General features: G+C 67.3%; 22 protein-coding genes. 7 read left to right on the top strand and 15 right to left on the bottom strand.

The window, feature by feature from the left end:
- Positions 1 to 170 precede the first annotated feature (170 nt).
- From BLS56_RS23220 to BLS56_RS23210, 3 genes are read left to right on the top strand one after another with little or no spacing between them, the layout of a single operon-like run.
- Positions 171 to 1292, top strand: coding sequence for a tyrosine-type recombinase/integrase (locus BLS56_RS23220; RefSeq protein ID WP_324187534.1), 1122 nt, complete (start codon positions 171 to 173; stop codon positions 1290 to 1292).
- Complete coding sequence (locus BLS56_RS23215) at positions 1289 to 1633, top strand: helix-turn-helix domain-containing protein (protein ID WP_091454789.1); 345 nt, start codon at positions 1289 to 1291, stop codon at positions 1631 to 1633. Before BLS56_RS23220 ends, BLS56_RS23215 begins: the two co-directional genes overlap by 4 nt.
- Complete coding sequence (locus tag BLS56_RS23210; RefSeq protein ID WP_091454786.1) at positions 1630 to 4203, top strand: hypothetical protein; 2574 nt, start codon at positions 1630 to 1632, stop codon at positions 4201 to 4203. Before BLS56_RS23215 ends, BLS56_RS23210 begins: the two co-directional genes overlap by 4 nt.
- A gap of 104 nt (positions 4204 to 4307) precedes the next feature.
- Here BLS56_RS23210 and BLS56_RS23205 read toward each other — a convergent pair whose 3' ends face one another.
- The 3 genes from BLS56_RS23205 to BLS56_RS23195 are packed head-to-tail and all read right to left on the bottom strand — an operon-like array spanning position 4308 to position 6995.
- Positions 4308 to 5150, bottom strand: coding sequence for an alpha/beta fold hydrolase (locus BLS56_RS23205; RefSeq protein WP_091454783.1), 843 nt, complete (start codon positions 5148 to 5150; stop codon positions 4308 to 4310).
- A gap of 20 nt (positions 5151 to 5170) precedes the next feature.
- Positions 5171 to 6175, bottom strand: a complete 1005-nt coding sequence (locus tag BLS56_RS32915) for an NADP-dependent oxidoreductase (protein WP_091454781.1) — start codon at positions 6173 to 6175, stop codon at positions 5171 to 5173.
- Position 6176: 1 nt separating this feature from the next.
- A complete protein-coding gene (locus tag BLS56_RS23195) occupies positions 6177 to 6995 on the bottom strand; it encodes an oxidoreductase (protein WP_091454777.1) in 819 nt (272 codons plus the stop codon).
- Between the two features lie 127 nt (positions 6996 to 7122).
- Here BLS56_RS23195 and BLS56_RS23190 point away from each other — a divergent pair, with 127 nt between their 5' ends.
- Positions 7123 to 7707: a TetR/AcrR family transcriptional regulator gene (locus BLS56_RS23190; RefSeq protein ID WP_228771858.1), complete on the top strand. Its 585-nt coding sequence runs from the start codon at positions 7123 to 7125 to the stop codon at positions 7705 to 7707.
- A gap of 786 nt (positions 7708 to 8493) precedes the next feature.
- On the opposite strand, the gene BLS56_RS23185 is transcribed toward BLS56_RS23190, so the two are convergent.
- The 11 genes from BLS56_RS23185 to BLS56_RS23140 all read right to left on the bottom strand — a co-directional run bounded on the left by BLS56_RS23185 (position 8494) and on the right by BLS56_RS23140 (position 17482).
- A complete protein-coding gene (locus BLS56_RS23185) occupies positions 8494 to 9414 on the bottom strand; it encodes a hypothetical protein (protein ID WP_091454773.1) in 921 nt (306 codons plus the stop codon).
- Between the two features lie 242 nt (positions 9415 to 9656).
- A complete protein-coding gene (locus BLS56_RS23180; RefSeq protein WP_091454770.1) occupies positions 9657 to 10349 on the bottom strand; it encodes a phosphoadenosine phosphosulfate reductase domain-containing protein in 693 nt (230 codons plus the stop codon).
- 310 nt (positions 10350 to 10659) lie between these two features.
- Positions 10660 to 10800, bottom strand: a complete 141-nt coding sequence (locus BLS56_RS31705) for a hypothetical protein (RefSeq protein ID WP_175482995.1) — start codon at positions 10798 to 10800, stop codon at positions 10660 to 10662.
- 581 nt (positions 10801 to 11381) lie between these two features.
- Positions 11382 to 11981 (bottom strand): hypothetical protein, encoded by a 600-nt coding sequence (locus BLS56_RS23175; RefSeq protein WP_091454768.1) that lies wholly within the window; start codon positions 11979 to 11981, stop codon positions 11382 to 11384.
- A 77-nt stretch (positions 11982 to 12058) separates the two neighbouring features.
- The gene (locus BLS56_RS23170; RefSeq protein ID WP_091454765.1) at positions 12059 to 12526 is read right to left on the bottom strand and encodes a hypothetical protein; all 468 of its coding nucleotides are present in this window, start codon (positions 12524 to 12526) and stop codon (positions 12059 to 12061) included.
- Positions 12527 to 12745: 219 nt separating this feature from the next.
- A complete protein-coding gene (locus tag BLS56_RS23165; RefSeq protein ID WP_091455173.1) occupies positions 12746 to 13747 on the bottom strand; it encodes a DUF932 domain-containing protein in 1002 nt (333 codons plus the stop codon).
- Positions 13748 to 14054: 307 nt separating this feature from the next.
- The gene (locus tag BLS56_RS23160; RefSeq protein WP_091454763.1) at positions 14055 to 14381 is read right to left on the bottom strand and encodes a hypothetical protein; all 327 of its coding nucleotides are present in this window, start codon (positions 14379 to 14381) and stop codon (positions 14055 to 14057) included.
- 161 nt (positions 14382 to 14542) lie between these two features.
- Positions 14543 to 15112 carry a hypothetical protein gene (locus BLS56_RS30860; protein ID WP_139190923.1) on the bottom strand — a complete coding sequence of 190 codons (570 nt, stop codon included), beginning with the start codon at positions 15110 to 15112 and terminating at the stop codon, positions 14543 to 14545.
- Between the two features lie 98 nt (positions 15113 to 15210).
- On the bottom strand, positions 15211 to 15726 hold the full coding sequence (locus tag BLS56_RS23150) for a hypothetical protein (RefSeq protein WP_091454757.1): 516 nt from the start codon (positions 15724 to 15726) through the stop codon (positions 15211 to 15213).
- 632 nt (positions 15727 to 16358) lie between these two features.
- The gene (locus BLS56_RS23145; RefSeq protein ID WP_091454754.1) at positions 16359 to 16688 is read right to left on the bottom strand and encodes a glycoside hydrolase family protein; all 330 of its coding nucleotides are present in this window, start codon (positions 16686 to 16688) and stop codon (positions 16359 to 16361) included.
- Between the two features lie 74 nt (positions 16689 to 16762).
- On the bottom strand, positions 16763 to 17482 hold the full coding sequence (locus tag BLS56_RS23140; protein WP_139190922.1) for a hypothetical protein: 720 nt from the start codon (positions 17480 to 17482) through the stop codon (positions 16763 to 16765).
- 150 nt (positions 17483 to 17632) lie between these two features.
- Between BLS56_RS23140 and BLS56_RS23135 the strand changes: the two genes are divergently transcribed.
- The 3 genes from BLS56_RS23135 to BLS56_RS23125 all read left to right on the top strand — a co-directional run bounded on the left by BLS56_RS23135 (position 17633) and on the right by BLS56_RS23125 (position 19010).
- Entirely contained in the window at positions 17633 to 17983 is a 351-nt protein-coding gene (locus tag BLS56_RS23135) for an HAD hydrolase-like protein (RefSeq protein WP_139190921.1), read from the top strand.
- Between the two features lie 310 nt (positions 17984 to 18293).
- A complete protein-coding gene (locus BLS56_RS23130; RefSeq protein ID WP_228771857.1) occupies positions 18294 to 18533 on the top strand; it encodes a hypothetical protein in 240 nt (79 codons plus the stop codon).
- Between the two features lie 3 nt (positions 18534 to 18536).
- Positions 18537 to 19010 carry a hypothetical protein gene (locus tag BLS56_RS23125; RefSeq protein ID WP_091454746.1) on the top strand — a complete coding sequence of 158 codons (474 nt, stop codon included), beginning with the start codon at positions 18537 to 18539 and terminating at the stop codon, positions 19008 to 19010.
- Between the two features lie 35 nt (positions 19011 to 19045).
- On the opposite strand, the gene BLS56_RS31700 is transcribed toward BLS56_RS23125, so the two are convergent.
- A complete protein-coding gene (locus tag BLS56_RS31700; RefSeq protein ID WP_175482994.1) occupies positions 19046 to 19213 on the bottom strand; it encodes a hypothetical protein in 168 nt (55 codons plus the stop codon).
- Between the last annotated feature and the right edge of the window lie 405 nt (positions 19214 to 19618).

The following is a 19618-nucleotide window of genomic DNA, read 5'->3' as shown; positions in this document are numbered from 1 at the left end:
CACATGCCGCAAGCCCGTGAAATTGCGTCAGATGCATGACCGACCCCTGAGCGAGCACTGGTCACCGGCGGAACGCTAGCCGCAATACATGGCATGTGCCAGCGTGCTGACCTGCATGTTTTGCGCTTGTCTGTCATCTGATGCAAGATGCGTGCATCCAGTGAAAGGGGGTGTGCGTGTTTGGAAGTGAGGAGCCACCGGGATCGGCTCGACTTGAGCTGGTTGGCGGCGTTGCGTTGCTGCATCCCGAGGATGCGGTGTTGGAGGCGATGCTGTCGGGGTGGGCGAAGCAGCAGCGTGGCGGACGCCGCCTTCAGCCGAAGACGATCAGGGATCGCGAGGCGGTTGTGCGCCGGTTCGTGTTGTTCGCCGAGGAGTATCCCTGGCGGTGGAGCGCTGGTCAGGTGGACGAGTTCATGGCGACCTTGATCGGCGAGGAAGCCAAGGCGGAGTCGACCATTCGTAGCTACCAGGTCGCTCTTCGACAGTTCTGTGACTACATCACCTCCCCCTATTACCGCTGGGCGACGGAGTGCGAGCAGCGGTTCGGAACGCATCCGGTGCAGGTGTGTCACGAGTGGAACACTGCGGCACATCTCGTGGACTTTGAGGCTAACGCGAGTCGGCGGCCGATGACCCGGCAGGAGATCCAGCTGCTGCTGGACTTCGCGGACGAGCGCGTGGAACGAGCGGTGCGACTGGGACGCAAGGGCGCGTTGACGGCCTACCGAGACGCGACAGTGTTCAAGGTGATGTACGGGTGGGGTTTGCGCTGCACCGAGACGTCCAAACTGGACACGGTCGACTTCTATCGCAACCCGAAGGCGCCCGAGCTGGGCCGGTTCGGGTCACTGCATGTGCGCTATGGCAAGCGCACCAAGGGTTCGGCTCCACGTCGTCGGACGGTGGCCAGTGTGATGCCGTGGGCGGTGGAGGCCGTTGAGGACTACGTAACCAACATCCGGCCGCGCTTCGAGTCGGCGGGTCATCCAGCGCTGTGGCTGACCGAGCGGGGCGGTCGGCTGCGACCGCGGGAGATCGAAAGCCGGTTCGCGTCCTATCGGGACGAACTGGGGCTGCCCAAGGAGTTGGTTCCGCATTGTCTGCGGCACTCCTACATCACGCACCTGATCGAGGACGGGGCCGACCCGAAGTTCGTACAAGACCAGGCTGGCCACCGGTTCGCGTCGACGACCGCGATCTACACCGGGGTGAGCACGGACTTCATGAACACCATGATGCGCAAGGCGTTGGACCGGGCGCTGGGCGATGAGGGTGAGGAGATGGGATGACCGCGAAGCTGGACTACCGGTGGCACCTGCGGGAGATCATGGCCACCAGAGAAATGTTCTCCACAACAGACCTGAGCCCGCTGCTGGCCGAGCGCGGCATCAACCTGTCCGCGAGCCAGGTCTACCGGCTTGTGGTGGAGAAGCCGGAACGTCTCAGCCTGAAGACGTTGGTCGCACTGATGGACATCCTGGACTGCGCGATGAACGACCTCATCGAGCCGGTGGCCGCCTCCGGCGCGGCACGAACCCGCAAGGCTGCGGCGGGCAGCGCCGGGAACGCTGATCCCGGTGTCGGGTCATTCCGACCCAAGCGCGCGCGGATCTCTCGCGATCCCTCGTGACCGAGGTCGATCAACCTCGGTTCGTCACCGACCCGGACACGGTGATCTGCGAGGTGGTGGCCGCGATCGAACCGGAACTCGATCCTGTTGAGATCAGTGCGGCGGTCGGTGAAGTCGTGCGGCTCAAGCCGCGAATGCGGGCCCTGGCCGAGGCGCTCGACACCGATCCGGAGTTGCTGACCTCGGGGCGCCCGGAAGGTCCCAAGCTCGTCGGGATGCTGATCCGCGCCTTGCTGGCACGGGGCGCCACGCGTGTCGTGCGTCCCCAGTGCGCCGGATGCGGCAAGCAGCACAAGCTGACCAGCCTGGACGAGGAGAACCGGAGAATCTGCGGCTGGTGCGCGATCAAACGACGGGAAGCCGTGTGCGGGAAATGCGGCCGTAAGACCGGGGTCGTCTACCGGGACCGCGACGGAACTCCGCGGTGTCAGAGCTGTCCGCCGGCCACCGACGGCGATCCCGTGGACCAGATCGCCCGCCACGTCCATCAGCTTGATCCCGCTCTGGCCGAGGACGACCTCGCCGCGCTGATCGTGGAGGCAGTTCCACTGCCAGCCCAGCAGCAGCGGCTGGCCTGGGATCTGGACGACAACCCTGCTCTGCTCACCGGCGACGGTGCCCAGGGCTCGCCACGTCTGCTGGCGCTGCTGGGCGCGCTGGTCTCGCACGGCGCCGAGGGTGTGACCCTGCCTGCCTGCCCGTTGTGCGGCGAGCAGAACCGTCTCGGCTGGCGGCGGGACGGCACGCGGTGTTGCCGACGCTGTTATGAGCAGCCGCGGACCGAACAGTGCGGCCGGTGCGGCATCACCAAGCGGATCGCCACCCGTTCGCGCGACGGTGACGCGATCTGCCACACGTGCACGCGACAGGATCCTCTCAACTTCCAGCGCTGCACCCGCTGCGGTCGGCAGGCGACACCGGTGGTCAACAACTCCGAGGAGACCCTGTGCCCGCGCTGCTACCAGCCGCCGATGGGAACGTGCTCGATCTGCGGCCGGCCCAAGCCCTGCTACCTCGCCGCCACGGACACGCCGCGCTGCGGGGCGTGCACGAGTCAGAGGCGGGAACCGGAGACCTGTGTGCGGTGCGGCGCCGTGCGACTGGTGCAGACCCGTACCGCAGACGGCGGTGGGGTGTGCGGCAGTTGCAGCCAGCGCAGCGACACCTGCGCGCAGTGCGGACAGATGAAACCGGTGCACGGACGCTCGCCGGAAGGCCCACTGTGCCGGTCGTGCTTCGACGTGCATCCCGTGTCGCTGCGGCATTGCAGCGAGTGCGGCACCTTTGAGAGGCTGTACCACCACGGGTTGTGCACCCGCTGCGCGTGCCTGCGATTGCTGCGTGATCTGCTCAGCGACAGCACCGGCGCGCTCCGCCCGGCCGTCGTCCCGATCGTGGACGCACTTGCGACGAGCGAGCCGTACAGCGTGCTTTTGTGGCTGCGTGAGGCACCGCCCCGCCGTGTGCTCACCGCGATCGCCGCGGCGGACGGGCCGGTCACCCACACACTGCTCGATGGCCTCGACCACCCACAGGCCGTCACCCGGCTGCGCGCGACGCTGGTCGCGCACCGGGTGCTGCCCGATCGCGACGAACACCTTGCCGCCATCGAACAATGGCTCGGTCCGTTTCTGGACCGGATCGACGACCGCGCCGAGCGCAAGATCGTGCGCGGCTTCGTCACCTGGCATCACCTGCGGCGGCTGCGCCGAGGATTCCCTCAGCGGCGCAGCACGTTCGAGCAGGCCGTGGTGGTCAAACGCGAGGCGCGTGTCGCTGTGCGCCTGCTGGACTGGCTCCACACTCGCGGCCAGTCCCTGGCCGGTTGCGGGCAGGGCGACATCGACCGGTGGCTGGCCGAAGGCACCAGCTACCATTACAGCGCCCGCAACTTCGTGCTGTGGTGCGTCCGGCGTGGACACGCGAGCGACATCACGATTCCGATCTATGTCAAGGAAAATCTGCGTTCGGTGTTCATCGAGGCCGACGAACGCTGGACCCTGGCTCGTCGGCTACTGCACGACGACGCGCTGGACACCGTCGACCGAGTTGCCGGCTTGCTTCTGCTGCTCTATGCCCAGCCGCTGGCGCGGATCGCCACCCTGACCCTCGACCAGCTCACCCAGCGGGTCACGGACCATGGTGTCCAACTCCGCCTGGGCACCAAACCCCTCGCACTGCCCCCGCCGCTGGACGCGCTGCTGCTGGACCTGGTCGACCGTCGCCACGGACGCGCTGCGGTGGGCCGCACGATCGAGCTGACCTGGCTTCTGCCGGGAGGCGCGCCCGGCCGCCCGATCAGCGCCCGGCAACTGATGCGCAGGTTGAGCCGGCTGGGTATCCAAGCACGGCTGAGCCGAAATACTGCGCTGATCGACCTGGCCGCTCAGCTGCCCGCGACGGTGCTGTGCGACCTGCTCAACTTGCACACCGGGACCGCCACCGCATGGAATGACATCGCTGGTAACACCCGCGCGGGCTACGCCGCTGCGGTATCCCGGCGGCAGGTCCCGCTGCGCGACCCCGGCGGCCGATCGCAGTCAAGTGAACCCGCCAAGCCGATACATTGACACTGCAGCATGAGGGGTCGTTTCGAACCATTTTGCGCCGACCGTTCATCAGCCGCACGGCTCATCAGCACTTCGTGATGGGGGCGAAGGCGTGAGCCTGGACGTCACGAGTCGAGGAAATTGATGGCTTCGTCGACGAACTTGTCGTGGTATTGGAAGATGCCGCCGTGTCCGGCGTCGGGGTAGAGCGTGAGCTGGGCATTGGGCAGGCGCCGGGCCAGGTCGGCGGAGTTGCTGCTGGGCACCATCCTGTCGTGGTCGCCGTTGGCGATCAGGACGGGATGGTGGATGACGCTGAGGTCGGATGGCTTCTGGCGTCCCCAGGTGTGGATGGCTTTGAGCTGGTTGCGGAATGCGGTGACGGAGATCGCCTTGTCGCGGTTGTCCGTGCGTTCCTGCAGTCGGTTCACGAACTGCCGGGCCGAGGCCTTGCCGTTGACGGTGCCGGTGAAGAAGAGATATTCCTTCGGGTCTTTGAAGGTCAGCGTGGCTTTCAGGGTGTCGAGCAGGGTGATCGCAGTGACCTTGTCGATGCCTTCGCCGCCGGCCGGGCCGGTGCCCGCGAGGATAAGCTTGCGGACCAGTCGTGGTTCCTCTTCGGCGATCACCTGGGCGACGAAGCCGCCGAGTGAGAATCCGAGGAGGTCGACCTGGTCGTGGCCCAGTGCCCGGATGAAGGCGACGGCGTCGCGTGCCATCGTGGTCACCGAGCGCGGGGTTGTGCCTTGTGAGGCGCCGATTCCCCGGTTGTCGAAGGTGATCACGTGGTGTCGCGCGGCGATGCCGTCGACGACTCGGGGGTCCCAGTTGTCCAAGACTGCGGCCAGGTGGTTGAGGAAGATTACCGGGGTGCCGGTGTGCGGCCCCAGCTCCCGGTAGGCGAACGTTACCCCGTCGATGTCGGCGGTCTTGGTCGGGGCGTCTTGGTAAGTGGTGCGCACAGTCATGGTTCAGCTCCTTCTGATGGCTATTTCACCTTGATGACGACTTTGCCTTTGGTGCGTCCCTTTTCGACGTACGCCATGGCGTCGTTGGTGGATTCGAACGGGAAGACGCGGTCCATGACCGGCCGGATGATCCCGGAGTCGATAAGCGACGTGATCTCGCGGAGCTGGGCTCCGCTCGCCCGCATGAAGAGGAACGAGTAGCTGATTCCGCGACGCTTGGCGGCTTTCCTGATCCGATGGCTCAGGACGCGCATCACCGGCCGCAGGATCCACGGCTTGCCGAGTTCCCGAGCGAAGGCCGGGTCCGGTGGGCCGGAGATCGAGATGAGCTTTCCGCCGGGTTTGAGCACGCGCAGGGATTTCATGAGCGTTGCGTTGTCGAGGCTGTTGACCACTACGTCGTAGTCGTGGAGGACGGTTTCGAAGTCGTCCTTGCGGTAGTCGATCACGATATCCGCGCCGAGGCTGGTGACCAGGTCGATGTTGGCCGCGCTGGTCGTCGTGGCCACGGTCGCGCCGAGATACTTCGCCAACTGGATCGCGAAGGTCCCCACACCGCCGGATCCGGCGTGGATGAAGACCTTCTGCCCCTTCCGCAGGCCGGCGATTTCGATCAATGCTTGCCAGGCGGTCAAGCCGACCAGCGGGACGGAGGCCGCTTCCTCCATCGTGAGGTTCTCCGGCTTGGCGGCGAGGTCGTTTTCGTGGATGGCGATGAATTCGGCGAAGGTGCCGATGCGGTCCTTGTCCGGTCGCGCGTAGACCTTGTCGCCCGGTTTGAACTTGCGGACCTGGGCCCCGACGTGGACCACGACGCCGGCCACGTCGTTGCCCAGGATCAACGGCAGGCGGTAGGGCAGGATCAGCTTGAACTCGCCGTCCCGGATCTTGGCATCCAGCACGTTGACGCCCGCGGCGTGAACTTGGACGAGCACGTCGTGTTCGCGCACCTCGGGCTCGGGCATGTCGGCGGCCCGCAGGTCGTTGCCGGTCTTTCCGTAGCGGTCGAGGGTGAATGCCCGCATGTCAGCGCCCCATCCGGTTGAGTTTGCGGACGCTCTTGTCGAAGGCCCGTGCGGGGAGGATGCGGCGCAGCACGCTGACGCGGCTCGCCGTCGAGCCCGCGGTGTAGCGCAGTTTCGGTTTCGGGTCGGTGGCCGCCGCAGCGATCACCTTGGCGACGACGGCGGGATCGTCGCCGCCGCGCATCGTCTCCCTCATGACGTCCTCGAAGACGCCCCGTCGGTGCGCGTAGACCGCTAGCGGGGTGTCGGCCTGCACCTGGTTGGCGTCGAACGGGGTGTTGACCGGGCCGGGCTGGACCCGCAGCACCCGCACGCCGTGTTCGCGGACTTCGTGGTCCAGTGATTCGGAGTACCCCTCGACCGCGTGCTTGGTCGCGACGTAGTTGGCCATGAAGGGGTTGGGTACGAAGCCGGCGACGGACGAGACGTTGATGATGCGGCCGCTGCCGCGGGCGCGCATGTGCGGCAGGACGGCCTTCGTCATGCGTATGAGGCCGAAGACGTTGACGTCGAACACGTTCTGGGTCTGGGCGACCGAGAATTCCTCGGCGGCGCCGTTGCCGCCGATCCCGGCGTTGTTGACCAGCACGTCGAGCCGACCGAAGCGGTCGAGCACCTGCTCGACGACGCCTGCCACCGACTCGTCGCTGGTCACGTCAAGGTCCAGGAACGTCACGCCGTTGCCTGGGGCGATGCGCGAGGTGTCACGGCTCGTTCCGATCACCGTGAAGCCCGCGTCCGCGAGGGTGAGCGTGGCGGCCTTGCCGATGCCGGATGACGCGCCTGTCACCAGCGCCACCTGCGGAGATGTTGTCTTCATGGCTCCCATCCCTTTAGATTACGATCGTACTACCATAGGCAGGGTCAGACCTTGCGCGCAAGGGTTCGGGCCGTTTTGAATTATGACCGTACTAACATGGGTGACAGGCCGAGCGGAGGAGCGCGTGGTGCGGTACGGGAAAGAGCACAAGCAGGCGACGAGGCAGCGGATCGTCGAGACGGCCGGTCGCCGGTTCAAGCGCGACGGCATCGACGGCTCCGGGGTCGCCACGCTCATGAAGGACGCGGGCCTGACCAACGGCGCCTTCTACGCCCACTTCGAGTCCAAAGAGGATCTCGTCGCCACTGCGGTCTGCGAGCAACTACGCGGCCAGCGCGAGTGGCTCACCTCATTCGAACCCGGCCGCGCCGGGATCGAGGCGATGGTGCGCACCTACCTCTCACCCGAACACCGCGACAACCCCGAGGAGGGCTGCCCGTCGGCCGCCCTGCTCGACGAGATCAGCCGGTGCGCGGACCCGACCAAGCAGGCGTACACGGACAGCGTCCTCGGGATCATCGACGACATCGCCGCTCGGCTGGCGCCGCGCGATCTGCGGTCCGCGCGGGTCAAGGTGCTCAGCGTCTACGCCCTTATGGTCGGGACCCTGCAACTCGCCCGCGCCCTCGCCGACCGACGGCTCGCCGACGAGGTGCTGGAGCAAGGCATCCGCAACGCCCTGGCAGCGCTGGACGCCGGACCGGAACACTGAGCCACCCGGCTGCGTCGTCAACTCCGGCGCGCAGAAAGCACGCTGCGCGGACAGCCTCAACGGCCACGAGCGGCCCGACCTCCTTGGTCGTGCTCGACCATTCCGAAGAACGCAATCGGCAAGATCGACAAAGCCGCACTTCGGGCGAGCCACGCGACCGGACCATGCTGAATTGAGGCTCATCGAACAACACGGTGCCCGACTCTGCGACTCCCCTGCTGACCGTCCTACCAGGAGCGCCCATTCGAACAGCTCGTGATCACCTGAGCGGGCTGAACTCAGCACGTTCTGATAGCAGGGATTACCGATATCCACCAGCGCCCGGGTGGCGGGCCACTCCTGTCCGGTCATGCCGGTGACCACGACCAGGTCCCGCAGGTCGAAGTCCCGAGATGCCGGGTCGGTCAGCCACCGAGCGAGGATCGCGGTGGAGTCGACCCCGAGGCCGTACCCGAGAACCACCCGAGGCGGTGGTTGGCCGCGCACGGATGCCAGCGGACGAGCCCCCGGTGGTGGGGCGGTGGACCGCCGCAGCCCCAGCATGGCCTGGGCGCGCACGACGGTGGCGTGGGCGCTCGCCTCGTCGACCCGGTCGCCGAGCGGATCAAGGAGAGGACGGACAAGCAGAGCGGTCATCGGACACCGCCGGTGGCAGCGCGCGGGCGGGCGCAGCCCAAGGGAACCTCCTGGTGGACGTGGGCGGCCCGCCCGCCTGCGCGCGTCAGCAGGCGGGCGGGGGCGAGCGGCATCGGCGTCGAGCGGGTTGGGTGTGCGCGCTCAAGGAGGTCAGTCGATGCGGACCAAACGGCGGCAGTCGCTGTCGGCGTGGATGAGCCCGGTGGCCTCCAGGACCCGGCCATTCCACAGCTCGAACGGCGCGGTCCGCGCGCTGCGTCGAGGCGAGCACCAACACCAGGTGCTCAGGTCGCCGATGCTCTTTTTGTCGGTGAGCAGCCAGAACTGCCCGGCTGGGTCGCCGGTGACGTGGTGCCTGACCCCGTCGATGCGCAGCTGCTTGCGGTTCCACCCTGTGTCCGGTGCGCTGCCGCGGAGGTGGTCGAGGGCGTCGAACCGGGCGGCGACCTTCTCCTCGGGCAGCGGGTCGGGGCCGAGCAGGTCGATCCACTTCTCGTTGTCGAACAGCTGCCAGAAGGCGCCAGGCTCGTACAGCCGGTGATCGGGGTTGGTGGCGAGTTCGTCGGCGAGCCGCCGTCGTGTGGAGCGGTGAACCAGGATGCGGCTGAATCGCATGGCCACCCCGCGGTACGGGCCGTATCCGGTGTCGGCCTGCTTCGGTGCGAAGCTGCGGATGACGCTGTCGTGAGCGCCCCGGGCCATGGCCACCGTCTGGGCGGTCTCGGTCTCGGTGATGATTTCTTCCAGCAGGTGCTCGATCCCGGAGAAGCCCGTGCTCATCGGCTCTCCGTCTTGGAGGCTGCGCCGGAGGAAGGTCTCCAGATCCTGCTCGGAGAAGCGCGATTTGTCCTCGGCGTGGAAGGTGGTCGGTCCGCCGTTGCCGCTGTTGTGGATCTGGCCCACGACGCCGCGCTGCGGGTGCACCAGTTTCGCGGTGAAGGCGACACCTCTCGGTGTCTCGAGGTAGGGGTAGCAGATCGCGCTGAATAGGAAGGGCGCTTCGATGCCGGTGTGCACCCAGTGGACGCGGTGCTCGATGACCTGAGGACCGATGATGTGTTCGGTGCTCATCGCGGGGTTGCTCCTTGCTCGTCAGGGAGCCCGCCTTTCGCACGGTGTGCCCTTGACGGCGCAGCGCTACGTGGTGGCGCATCACCCCGTGCGGGCGGGGCGCTGCGCTCCCGCGCTGCCGCTTTGTCCGGTGCAAGCCCTCTTTTCGGGCTTGCACCGGACAAAGGCGGCGGTGCAGCGTGCGTAGCCCCGCCCGCACGGGATGTCCCTGGTCGCGGTCTCGGGTCATGGGCAACGCCCGCTTACCCTCCGCTGGCGCGCTCGATGACTTGCCTCATCGTCAAGCCGTTCTTGAACGGCGAGCCCATGCGTTCCTCCGCGGCTGCGAACTCCCTGGCCACCTCGGGATTCAGCCTCGCCGAGAGGAACAGGTCGTCTCGTGCCGCGAGCGGGCACAGGCGGCACGACAACCGGCGCATACCCAGGTCGTATGCTTCGTGATACGGCAGGTTCCCGGAGCGGATCGCGCTCCAGACGTCGCTTTCGCTGAGGCCGTGGATGGGCAGCCAGGCGGTGACGAGCCGCTTGCTCGGCGCCGACATCCGGTGGGGCGCCAGGACCGGCTGCCGTGCGCGGTTGCGGGACTCGTCGGCGCGCATCCCGAGCGCGTACCCCGCCCGGACCGGTCGGCCGAGTGCCAACTCGTTCCCGAGTTCGTCGATGTAGTCGCGACCGACCGCGGTCTTCATCTCGCTGGTGCAATAGCGGGCGAAAAACCCGGGCCACCGCCCGCGATCGAGGATGCGGTGCAAGAGGCTGGGCCAGCGAGAGGAACGGCGGACGGCGAACGGCACCCCGTAGAGAGCCGCGCCGCGTCTGGCGACGGCTTCCGCGCCCGGCCATTCGACGAGGTGCCCCTCCGGGGTCCGGCCTAGATCGCAGTGCAGGACGCGCACCTTGTGCAGCGCTCCGGCCGCGTCGGCTTGCCTGCACACCGTGTCCAGAGTGACCCTGGAGTCCTTGCCGCCGGAGTCACCTACGACGACGACATCGTGGGCGTCCCAATCGAACTCGACCGGCGCTGTGTCAGCGGGGGCCGGTAACAGTCGCGAGCACGGATTGGAGCATGCAGGGGGCGCAGAGGGCGCGATGGCCAACTCCTTCCTGTCGGGCGCGAACCGGGGCGGCGATCGGCATTGGGCACGCCGTCCGGCAGCGCTTTCGGTGGGCGGGACGGTAAGTAGATGCGCACGAGACGGCGGCACCCGGCGTCCTGGTTGAGTAGCCCGGCGGCCGTCGGGCACTTCACACGCAGGGCAGGCCGCAGGGCTCACCGGCGACCTTTTCGTACCAGCAGAGGCGGCAGATCACGTAGATCTCGTCGGCGGGGAGTGGCGGCGCGGACGGCGGGGGCGTTTCGGACGTCCAGACCAGGACAGACGACATGGCGTGTGATTCCTTCAGCACGGGAACGGAGCGGCAGGGCGGGCCAGACGCCCGGGGCGCATGGCGAGAACTTCTTCGCAGATCGGTGATCAGGTCACCGGCAACACGTCCCGGCCCTCAACCACCCGACGGCACTCATCGAGTGGGTTCGGCCGGAGGGGGCTGTCGATCTGCGGAGCGAAGATCAGGTCGTGGCCGGGCTCCGAAGGGGGCGGCGGGGTTCCGGCCGTCTTTTTGGCCGGGTTCATCGGCGCGAACCCGGCCACGACCTGATTCGTTGAGAGCAGATCGCCAGCCCCGGTCCGAACCCGCTTGCCCCCTCCCTCTCAGAAGCCGCTCGCCATCTCCGGTTCAACGGGGGCGGTGCAGGAGCGCACGCTGCTCCACCGACGCAGCACCTCATTCGGTCGCGGCTGCGCTTGAGCAGAAGTTGCCCGCAGGACCGGTGTGCGGCTGCCTCTGGGCGGCGGGGCTTCCTTGGGTAGGTCGCTTCCGGACATGAGGCTTTCTCTCTCGCGCAGGGACGGTTTCGGGGGCGGCGAAGGCGCGGAACGGCCGTAGTGGTGGCGCGGGGAATCGGGTCAGGACACCCGGCAGGTCTGCTCGAACCCGCCGGGGCGGCAGGGGCCCTCAAGGCGGACGGTGATCGGGATGCCGCTCAGGTAGTCGTCCGGGGTGATCGACACCTCGGGGTAGCCGTCGAGGCCGGTGTAGACGGCGACGGTGAGCCCGGCGGCGTCCAGGCAGTAGGTCACCGCGGGGACGTCGGTCTCGGCGGGGTCGGCGTCCAGGACCCGGAACGTGCCCAGGCGCAACTGCACTTCGCCCGGCTCGGGCCCGGCGACGACTTCTTCGACGATGTCGAACCCGGCGGCGGGCGACCCGCCGCTGGTGGGCGCGTCGGGGTCGCCGACTCCTCCATCGCCGCCGTAGAAGGCGAGCACGATTTCGGCGTCGCTGAGTCCGTCCGGAGTGGCGGGGACGTCGCCGCGGTGGGTGATGTCGGACCAGTCGGCGCGCACGGAGGCCGCGAGCGCGGCCAGCGCGGCGCTGTAGTCCCGGTACAGGGTGGTGTCGTCGACGTGACCGTCCCACCGGTGCAGCAGCTGAACGGTGGCGCCGACCGGCACGGTCGGTGGTTGCGGCGTGGGGGTCGGGCGCGGTGCCGGGATGGTGGACATGCGGATGCTCCTCGTCGTTCGGTTTCGGGCCCGCGTGGGTGGTCAGTCCGCGCGGCGGTCGTGCGGGGAGGCGCTGGTCAGGTGGTCGCCGGGGCGACCCGCGCGGCGCCGTTGGCCGCGGCGCGGGCCTCGACGCCTGCGACGATCTCCTCGGCGATGACCGGCCAGGAGTTGTCGTAGCTGTAGTGCTCGGCACCGGCGATCACGTCGTCGGCGACGTCGAACGCGATGCCGCCGCAGATTCCGGCGCGGCAGGCGGCGACGAACCACTTGGCGGTGCCCTCGGTGTCGCCGTGGGCCTTGGTGAGGTAGTCGCGAACCGCGACCAGGCCCAGCGCCGGGACGGTGGTCGGGTCGGTGTCGGGCAGTACTCGGGTGCGGCAGCTCTGGCACCGTTCGGCGTCGGCGGGGTTGTACCAGCCGCAGCGGCAGTGCTGGAGCAGCCCGGCGCGGATGGCGACTTCGCGGATCGCGTCGGCTTCGTGATCGTTCGCGGTGCTGAACAGGACGGTGAGCGTGGTCCCGACGTCGACGGGGATAGGCACGGTGGACCTCCGGGTGATCGGTGGGAAGGGCGCGCTGGCCGGGGTGTGGCTGGGGCACCCCGGCCAGCGCGTGTTCGGGGGTACGGCGGGCCGCTACGCTGACGCGGTCGGGCCGGTGCTCGGGTAGTCCGCTCGGTTTCCCCGGTCCGCCCGGACAGGCCGGTGGGCGCCCTTGGTCAGGGCACGCGCCCCCTCGGGGCGCACGCCACCGGCTCCGCGTCAGGCGGCCAGCAGGTCGTAGGCGCTCTGCTTGCGCTTGATCAGGTCGTCGCTGACCAGGACCCGGCTCGCACGGACCTCGACGTTCTTGGCGGGGGCGAAGTGGTCCAGGTACTCGGTGACTGCCTGGAACGCCGCCCACCGGGTGCCGCGGATGTTGGCCTGGGTCTGCGCGGAGGTCCACAGGTCGGTGAGCAGGTCGTTGCGCCTGCGGGCGTTGTTCAACGTCCGCGCCGACGCGTTGGTCTTGACCGGCCACACCTCGCGGATCAGGTCGTCGAACTCGCGGTTGGTCATCTCGGTGCGGATCAGCTTCTGCGCCTCACGCTCGAACGCGGTGCCATAGTCGTAGAGCAGGCCGAGCTTCGAGCGGATCTCCTCGACATTGATCTCGGACTTGCTGGTGTGCCGGATCGACACGCAGGAGACGTGGTTGGCGATGGCGACGGGCAGCTGGTTGGCGCAGAACGGCCGGAACGGCACGACCATCACCCGGAACGCCGTCTCGCCGTCGTGGCTGTTGAACACCACCAGGTGCAGCTGGAGGGCATCGGCGCCGTCGATGTACATCGTGGTCGGCAGCTCGATGGTGACGAAGGTCTTGCGACCGCCCTCGAGCTCGCCTGCGTAGCCGGTGCCGCGGGCTCCGGACTCCGCGACGAGGGTGTCCAGCACCGCGGTGCCTGCCTCGTTCTGGTGCACGCCGTACTTCGCGCCGACGGTGGACAGGTAGCGGGTGGCACCGGTGGCGGGGTCGGTCCGGACGAGCATCACTTTCTCCGGATTGTCGATCGTGGTGACGCCGTCGCGGGTGATCTCGGTGCCCGACATCGCGACCTTGCGGATCGCCCACCCGGCCAGGCCCGCAGTAACCAACGCCTCGTAGGCGCTGCCGGTGCCGGTCACGTCGGTGCCCAGCTGGGCCCAGGCGCTGCGGCGGGTGGAATCGGCCGGGGTGAGCAGCGAGTCGGGATCAGCGGTGGGAGTGCTGGGGTAGAACATGGTTTTCTGTTCCTCCACTCGGTTTCTGCCGTCCACCCGGGCTGGTCAGTCCCTTGTGGACAAGTACGTGGTGCCGCCCCGGTTTCGGTGGGGCGCGCTCGGGTGGCGCCGTGCCGGGGAAAGGGGTCAAGCCGACGGGTTTCCGGCTTGACCCCGGCCCGGTGGGGCGCACCGTGCGAGCGCCCCACCGAAACCGGGGCGGCATCGCCAGCTCGTCCCCGCCCACTCGCGGATCAGCTGGGGCCCGGTTGGGGAGGCGGCGGGGTCAACATCCGGCGGGTGCCGGCCGCCGTGTCCGGCCGAGGCCTCATTCGGTCGCGCGCAGCCGTTCGTCCCAGCAACAGGAATCACCAACCCAACCCCGACCATGCCGGTGCGCTGTGGCAAGCAGAACGTCGTCCTCGCAGAACACGCACACCTCCAGCTCGACATCCACGCCGTGGCGGGTGAGCACTTCCGCGACCTGCGCATTGGTGGGGTACGCGTTGAAGGACTTGTCCTCGGTCAACACGACATCGTCGGCAACGCGATGGAGGTCGTAGGAACGTCCGTCAATTCCGTTCCAGACCAGTTCACGGATGACATACGTGACGTCGTCAATCTCGAACGAATCGTGGTCGATTTCACGAACCACTCGACTGCCCGGTCGTGAGCTGCTTCCCATGACAATCCTCAACTTCCCGGTTGCAGGGCGGAGCGACGGCGCGGAGGACGATCGCGTCCTCGGCGGCTCCGTGAGTGACAGCCGTTCCTCGTCACACGACGGCAACGCCTATAGGGCTGACTGCTTTGATGTCACGAATCCTGCTCAAGTGGTACGAGGGCGGGAAGGCGGCCGTGCTGTTCCTCGTACATCACCAGCCGCTCGATCACAGCCGACCAGTCCTTATCTGCGAGATCTTCGCACCGTATTTCCATGAAGACGAAGGAGTGGTCTTCACGGAGTACGGGACACTCCCTCCGTGCCAGCGCCATACACTCTCGGTGCATACCTCCACCGGCTGCGACCTCACCTGCCGAAACCGCCAACCAGGCGGTCGAGGCCGTGGCCAGCGATTCGCCGCAGATCTGACAAAGCCAGGATTGTTGCGCTTCGCGGTGTCTGGCAGCGTTGAACGCCGCCCACGCGACTTGATCGCCGATGATCGGTGCCAACCACGGTACGGGGCGCCCGTCGAGGACGGGACGCGGCAGGCCGCGCCCCGACTGGCCGCATTCGAGAACCACGTCCCCTGCCGGAATGGCGTCGCACGAACAATCCTCATTGCGGCAGTGGACATACTTGGTATCACCGTGCAGTGTCAGTGGCTCGCCGCACTCAGGACACGAGGGAAACTCGGCCAAGCACGTCGTAGCGTCGCCCACAGGCGAACTCCTCTCTCTGTAAGACCGCCGAAAAGGCGGACCGAAATCCGGCGGGCTACAAGCCGTTGCCAAGGTCGGTCACGAAGCGCGACGCGAAGTCACTGGGCGCCTTCCCTGTCCATGCCCTCAACGATCGTGCCAATCGCCTCGGGGATGGAGGAGTTCGGAATAGCCGCGTCGAGCCGGCTGAGGTCGTCGTCGGTCAATGGTCGGCCTGTCCAGCACTCCAGTTGCTCGCGCGTGATCAGTGACGCAACGTCCGACTCGAGTCGGTGTCGCGCGAGTGTGGCTGCGATTTCCCAGATACGGATAGCCTCCGGCGCCTGGAGAAGACCGGGGCCTGCCTGGACGAGATGGCTCCAGGTGCGGACGACCCACGCGGGTTCGCAGTCGACCAGGTCGCGGTAGGCGGTGACGTCGGCGGTGCGCAGAACACGGATCGAGGCGGGGTCTGCCGCGTCGGCGGGCCGCTCCGGGGAGCCGGGAAAGTAGGCGACCAGCCAGGTCATCCCGGGATGGATGATCACACCTCGGTCGATCACACCAGGTGCGCCGTTCGACTGAGTGCGCCGGATCTCGACCGCGGTTCCGGGCGACGGTGCGACGTAGGACATGAGTTCCCTTCAGTTTTCGCTTTCCAGCACAGCGGGGCCGTAGCTGGTCAACTCCAAGCCGAGCAACGGAGCCGGCCTCGGCGGCTCAGGACGACGTTGGCGAGGAACCGCCGTCCGCCGGGACGATCTCCCACCGGTACCGCTCGGCCCACTTGGCGCCGAGTCGGCAACTGAACCGAGCGCCATCATAGGTGGTCCAGCCCATGATTTCCTCCGTGGCACAATAGGTCGGGACGCAGGCGAACCGGTTTCGGTGGAGCGCATTCGGGCAGCGTCGATCGCGGTGTTAGGTGCAATGGCCGCGCGTTCTTTGCGGCCGTTGCACCGTGCCGCGATTGGCGCAGAATGCGCATGCTCCACCGAACTGGATTCGAGCGCTGTGCGCGGAATGACCAAATGAACCTATTCGGAAAATCGCCTGAACTTGTGACTAAATAAGGATTTCGGTGTGTGGCTGAGTTGCCGCCATCGCTTCGAGGACTCGTTACCAGCGGCGACCGGGCGTTGCGGTCGTTGGGCAACGCGGCAGCTTGGCTTTCCGTTCAGCGTGCGCGGCTGCGAACGTGCTCCCATGGCCTTGAACAGCCGGGCGTGCTCGTCCCCGTGCAGACTGCTGGCGGCGATCCTCTCGATCAGGGGATGGTGTGGGAACAGCGGCTCAGGCGGTGGCGGGTGACGGTTGCGATGTGCTCGTCGAGGGTGTCCAGCGCGGCGGCGTAGGCGGGGTGGTCGGCGGTGTGCAGGGCGAACGCGACTGCCGGTGCGTCCCGGTACAGGCAGGCATGGTCGGGGTGCGCGGTGACGGGGCCACGGGTCATCGTGGTGGCCCACCGGTGGGCGGCGGCCTGCGGGGCGGTTTCGAGGCGGGCCTGCTCGAAAGGCAGCAGGGCGATCCCGGCGGCCCCGCTACCCAGCGAGTCGCCGGGAACCGGGTGGGCGCCAAGGACGGGGAGTTCGACCACCTGACCTGAAAACCCGCGCCGCTGTCATAGAGTCGGTGCACGGGGTCCGGGCGGCCGTCGGCGCCAGGTCGACATCAGGTGGAGTGGGCGAGGCTGATGAGACGTCGAAGGTTGTCGAGGTGGGCGCGGTAACTGTCGAGGGCGGATGGTTGGGGTGTCCACTGGTCCCACGATGCGGCAAAGTCGTGCTGAGGAGGACCGAGACCGAAATGGCCAGCTGTCTCGTTGAACCATCGGTCGTGAGTGTCGCCACCAGCCAGGAAGGCATGGGCGGCGGCGTGCAGCAATGTCGCGAGCACAGTCTCTGGTGTCCGCGCGTAGTCTCCCGGTCCCAAGTGCAAGGTGGTTCCGACCATAGTGGGGCACCGATGCTCACTGGGCAGGATCGCCGAGATCCTCGGTACATTCGGATGCAGGACGCGCAAGTCGGTCCAAATGTCGAGGACGGCGACGACAAGCATGTTCTTGGCGTTGGACCGCACATCGGTAATCCGGCCTTCGGCAACGTTTCGCAGAAAGGCTCCGACCCTGCCCTCGGGATCGATCGGCTGCGGGTTGGCTGTGTGGAAGGCCGACACCATCGCGAACACCACGTCGATCGCGGGCACACCTAGCGCTGCCGCCAAGCGGGTCATCTGCCCGGAGGTCGGTCTCGCCAGTCCGCGCAGCGCCGCGCGCCCGGCCAACCAGGGGGCCAGCCAGCCCTCCGCCAAGCCCGCTTCGGCCTCGACAGCACGCGCGTCATCCCCGGTCCGCACGTTACGTAGCAGGTGCGCCAAGTTGTCGTGCTCCACAACCATCTCTCGTTCGTCGGGCCACCGCAGAGGTTGAACGTGCCATCGACACCACCACGCTGCGCCAAGCTGCGGCAACGTCGCGGTCATCACACTCTGCGGGTTCCACACGCACGGTGTCGCCGCGGCTACGGCATTCCAACGCCGAGCGTGACAAGCAGTAGGGAAAACCCGGACGGCACGGTGCCGTACTTCAGCGTCACCTGCCCGTGCCGCAAGCCCGCCCCCGGGATGCTTCGCCAAGCTGCCCAGGATCTCGACCTTGCCCTCTCCGAATCGTGGATGATCGGCGACTCCGCGTGCGACATCAGCGCTGGCCGTCGAGCCGGAACCCGCACCGCGCTCATCGGTTCCCAGTCGGACGCCGCAGTGACACCCAACGTGCACCGGGTGACCATCGCCGACGCGCTCTACCACGTGCTGGACACGCTTGAGTCCACTGTGACGGCTGGTTCCCGCACGGCTCGCACTGGTGGGTACTCATCGGATTCACCCAGTTAGCCCCTATGCGCAATCAGTCGTCGCCCGCGAGGATCTTCCAGTGTCGTCCAAGATCGAGGGTGGGCTCACTTCCCGGAGACCCGCCCAGGCGCACGAAGTGAAGCGGCGAACCCAACTCCTGGCTCATAAACATTCCAGGGCAATGGATATCTTCTCAAGTATCGGGTAGCTGTGGGTCAATTGCGGCAGCGCCGTCGGGTGTCCTGCGCCGAAGGCGTACGCCGAAAGCCATGGGCCGCGACGACCAATCGGGTTCACCGAAGTCCGCGACGACATATTCGGGCAGTCGGGACCACCACTACACGGAGGGATGAGCATGGCGGAGCGGAGCAGGCACCCGAAGAAGGACGTCGAGAGGGCGTTGAGTCGCGCCGAAGCGAATCAGCTCAAGGTTGAGCAGAACACGAACCGCGGCCACAAGTGGGGCGACGTAGGGTGTCAGGACACCGACCACGCCAAGAAGTCGGTATGGTCCACCCCGAGGAACCCAGGTAACCACGCGAAGGACCTCGACAAGTACACCGACGGGCACAAGGACCACGGGAGGTAGCGGGTGTCCTACACGTTCACGGTCCTTCTCGACCGCGTCCCGACAGACGATGAGATCGAGGCAGGGATGCGCACCCCCACCGGGGTGTCCGGCATCGACCACGACCCCCCGGCCGCGACCATGTCCGTCGATGATGTCTCGTCCTGGGCTGAGGCTTTCGCTGAGGGGGTCGCCGAGGTCCAGGAGTTGGGCGTGCGGGTGATCGGGTTCGCGCACGACGCTGACGACAACTACGTCACCGAGGAAGACCTGGCGGTGCGCTTCGGCCTCAGCCAACGGTACGTGCTAGAACTCGCCACCGATGTGGTCGGCCCCGGCGGCTTCCCGCCCCGCGTCGAGGACGACGACGGCAGCCCGCTGGAATACTGGCACTGGGCGCCAACCCGGGAGTGGTTCCGCAAGCATTTCGGCGACGATGTCGCCGACCGGTTCGACCGCGAGATCGACACCGCTGACCGGGCGATCAAGTCACGCTAGCCTGGCCCATTCGTGCCAAGTCCTCAACGACCGCCTCACCCGTCGTCTTCCTGATTCTCGTTCGGTTCGATGGCTTTGGTGATGGTGAAGAAATCGAAGTGCGCTTCTGCGATGTCGGCGGTTTCCCGTGTGCCGGACGCAGGAGCGTTCCCCAGGAGCCGCAGCCGGTCAGCGATCCGCTGCAGCAGGCCCAGGTCGTCCATCGCCCGGACTGGACGTGCAGTTGGCGGGAACCGGCGTTCCCCGCGGCGGGGGAGTACGGGGTGAAGCGCTTGGGTGCGCTCGGCGGCGTGTTCACCTGCCGCCAGCAGGCACCAGACGACCCGGCGGCCCGCCTCGTCGTGGTGGCAGCCCTGGCGTACCACCCGCGATAGCGGCGCGGCCTCGACCAACACCGGCGACGGGTCCCCGCCCTCGTCCCAGACCTCGACAACCTGTGGGGTGCCAATAGTCGGCCACGTGGTCTGACTTGCGGTTAGGCGGCTGCGTGTTCGTACTCGTTGATTAGGCCGCCGAGGACTGGTCGGCGATGTATCGACGTGCAGCTCGGCTCTACTGCTGGTCTATCCGGTCGTGGTGGTGCGAGCTGGAGTGCTCGGTGTGGTCGG

This window comes from Actinokineospora iranica, assembly GCF_900101685.1.
GTDB classification, from domain to species: Bacteria; Actinomycetota; Actinomycetes; order Mycobacteriales; family Pseudonocardiaceae; genus Actinokineospora; species Actinokineospora iranica.
The sequence above is the reverse complement of the archived record's forward strand: the minus strand, read 5'-3'. Positions and strand labels throughout refer to the sequence as shown.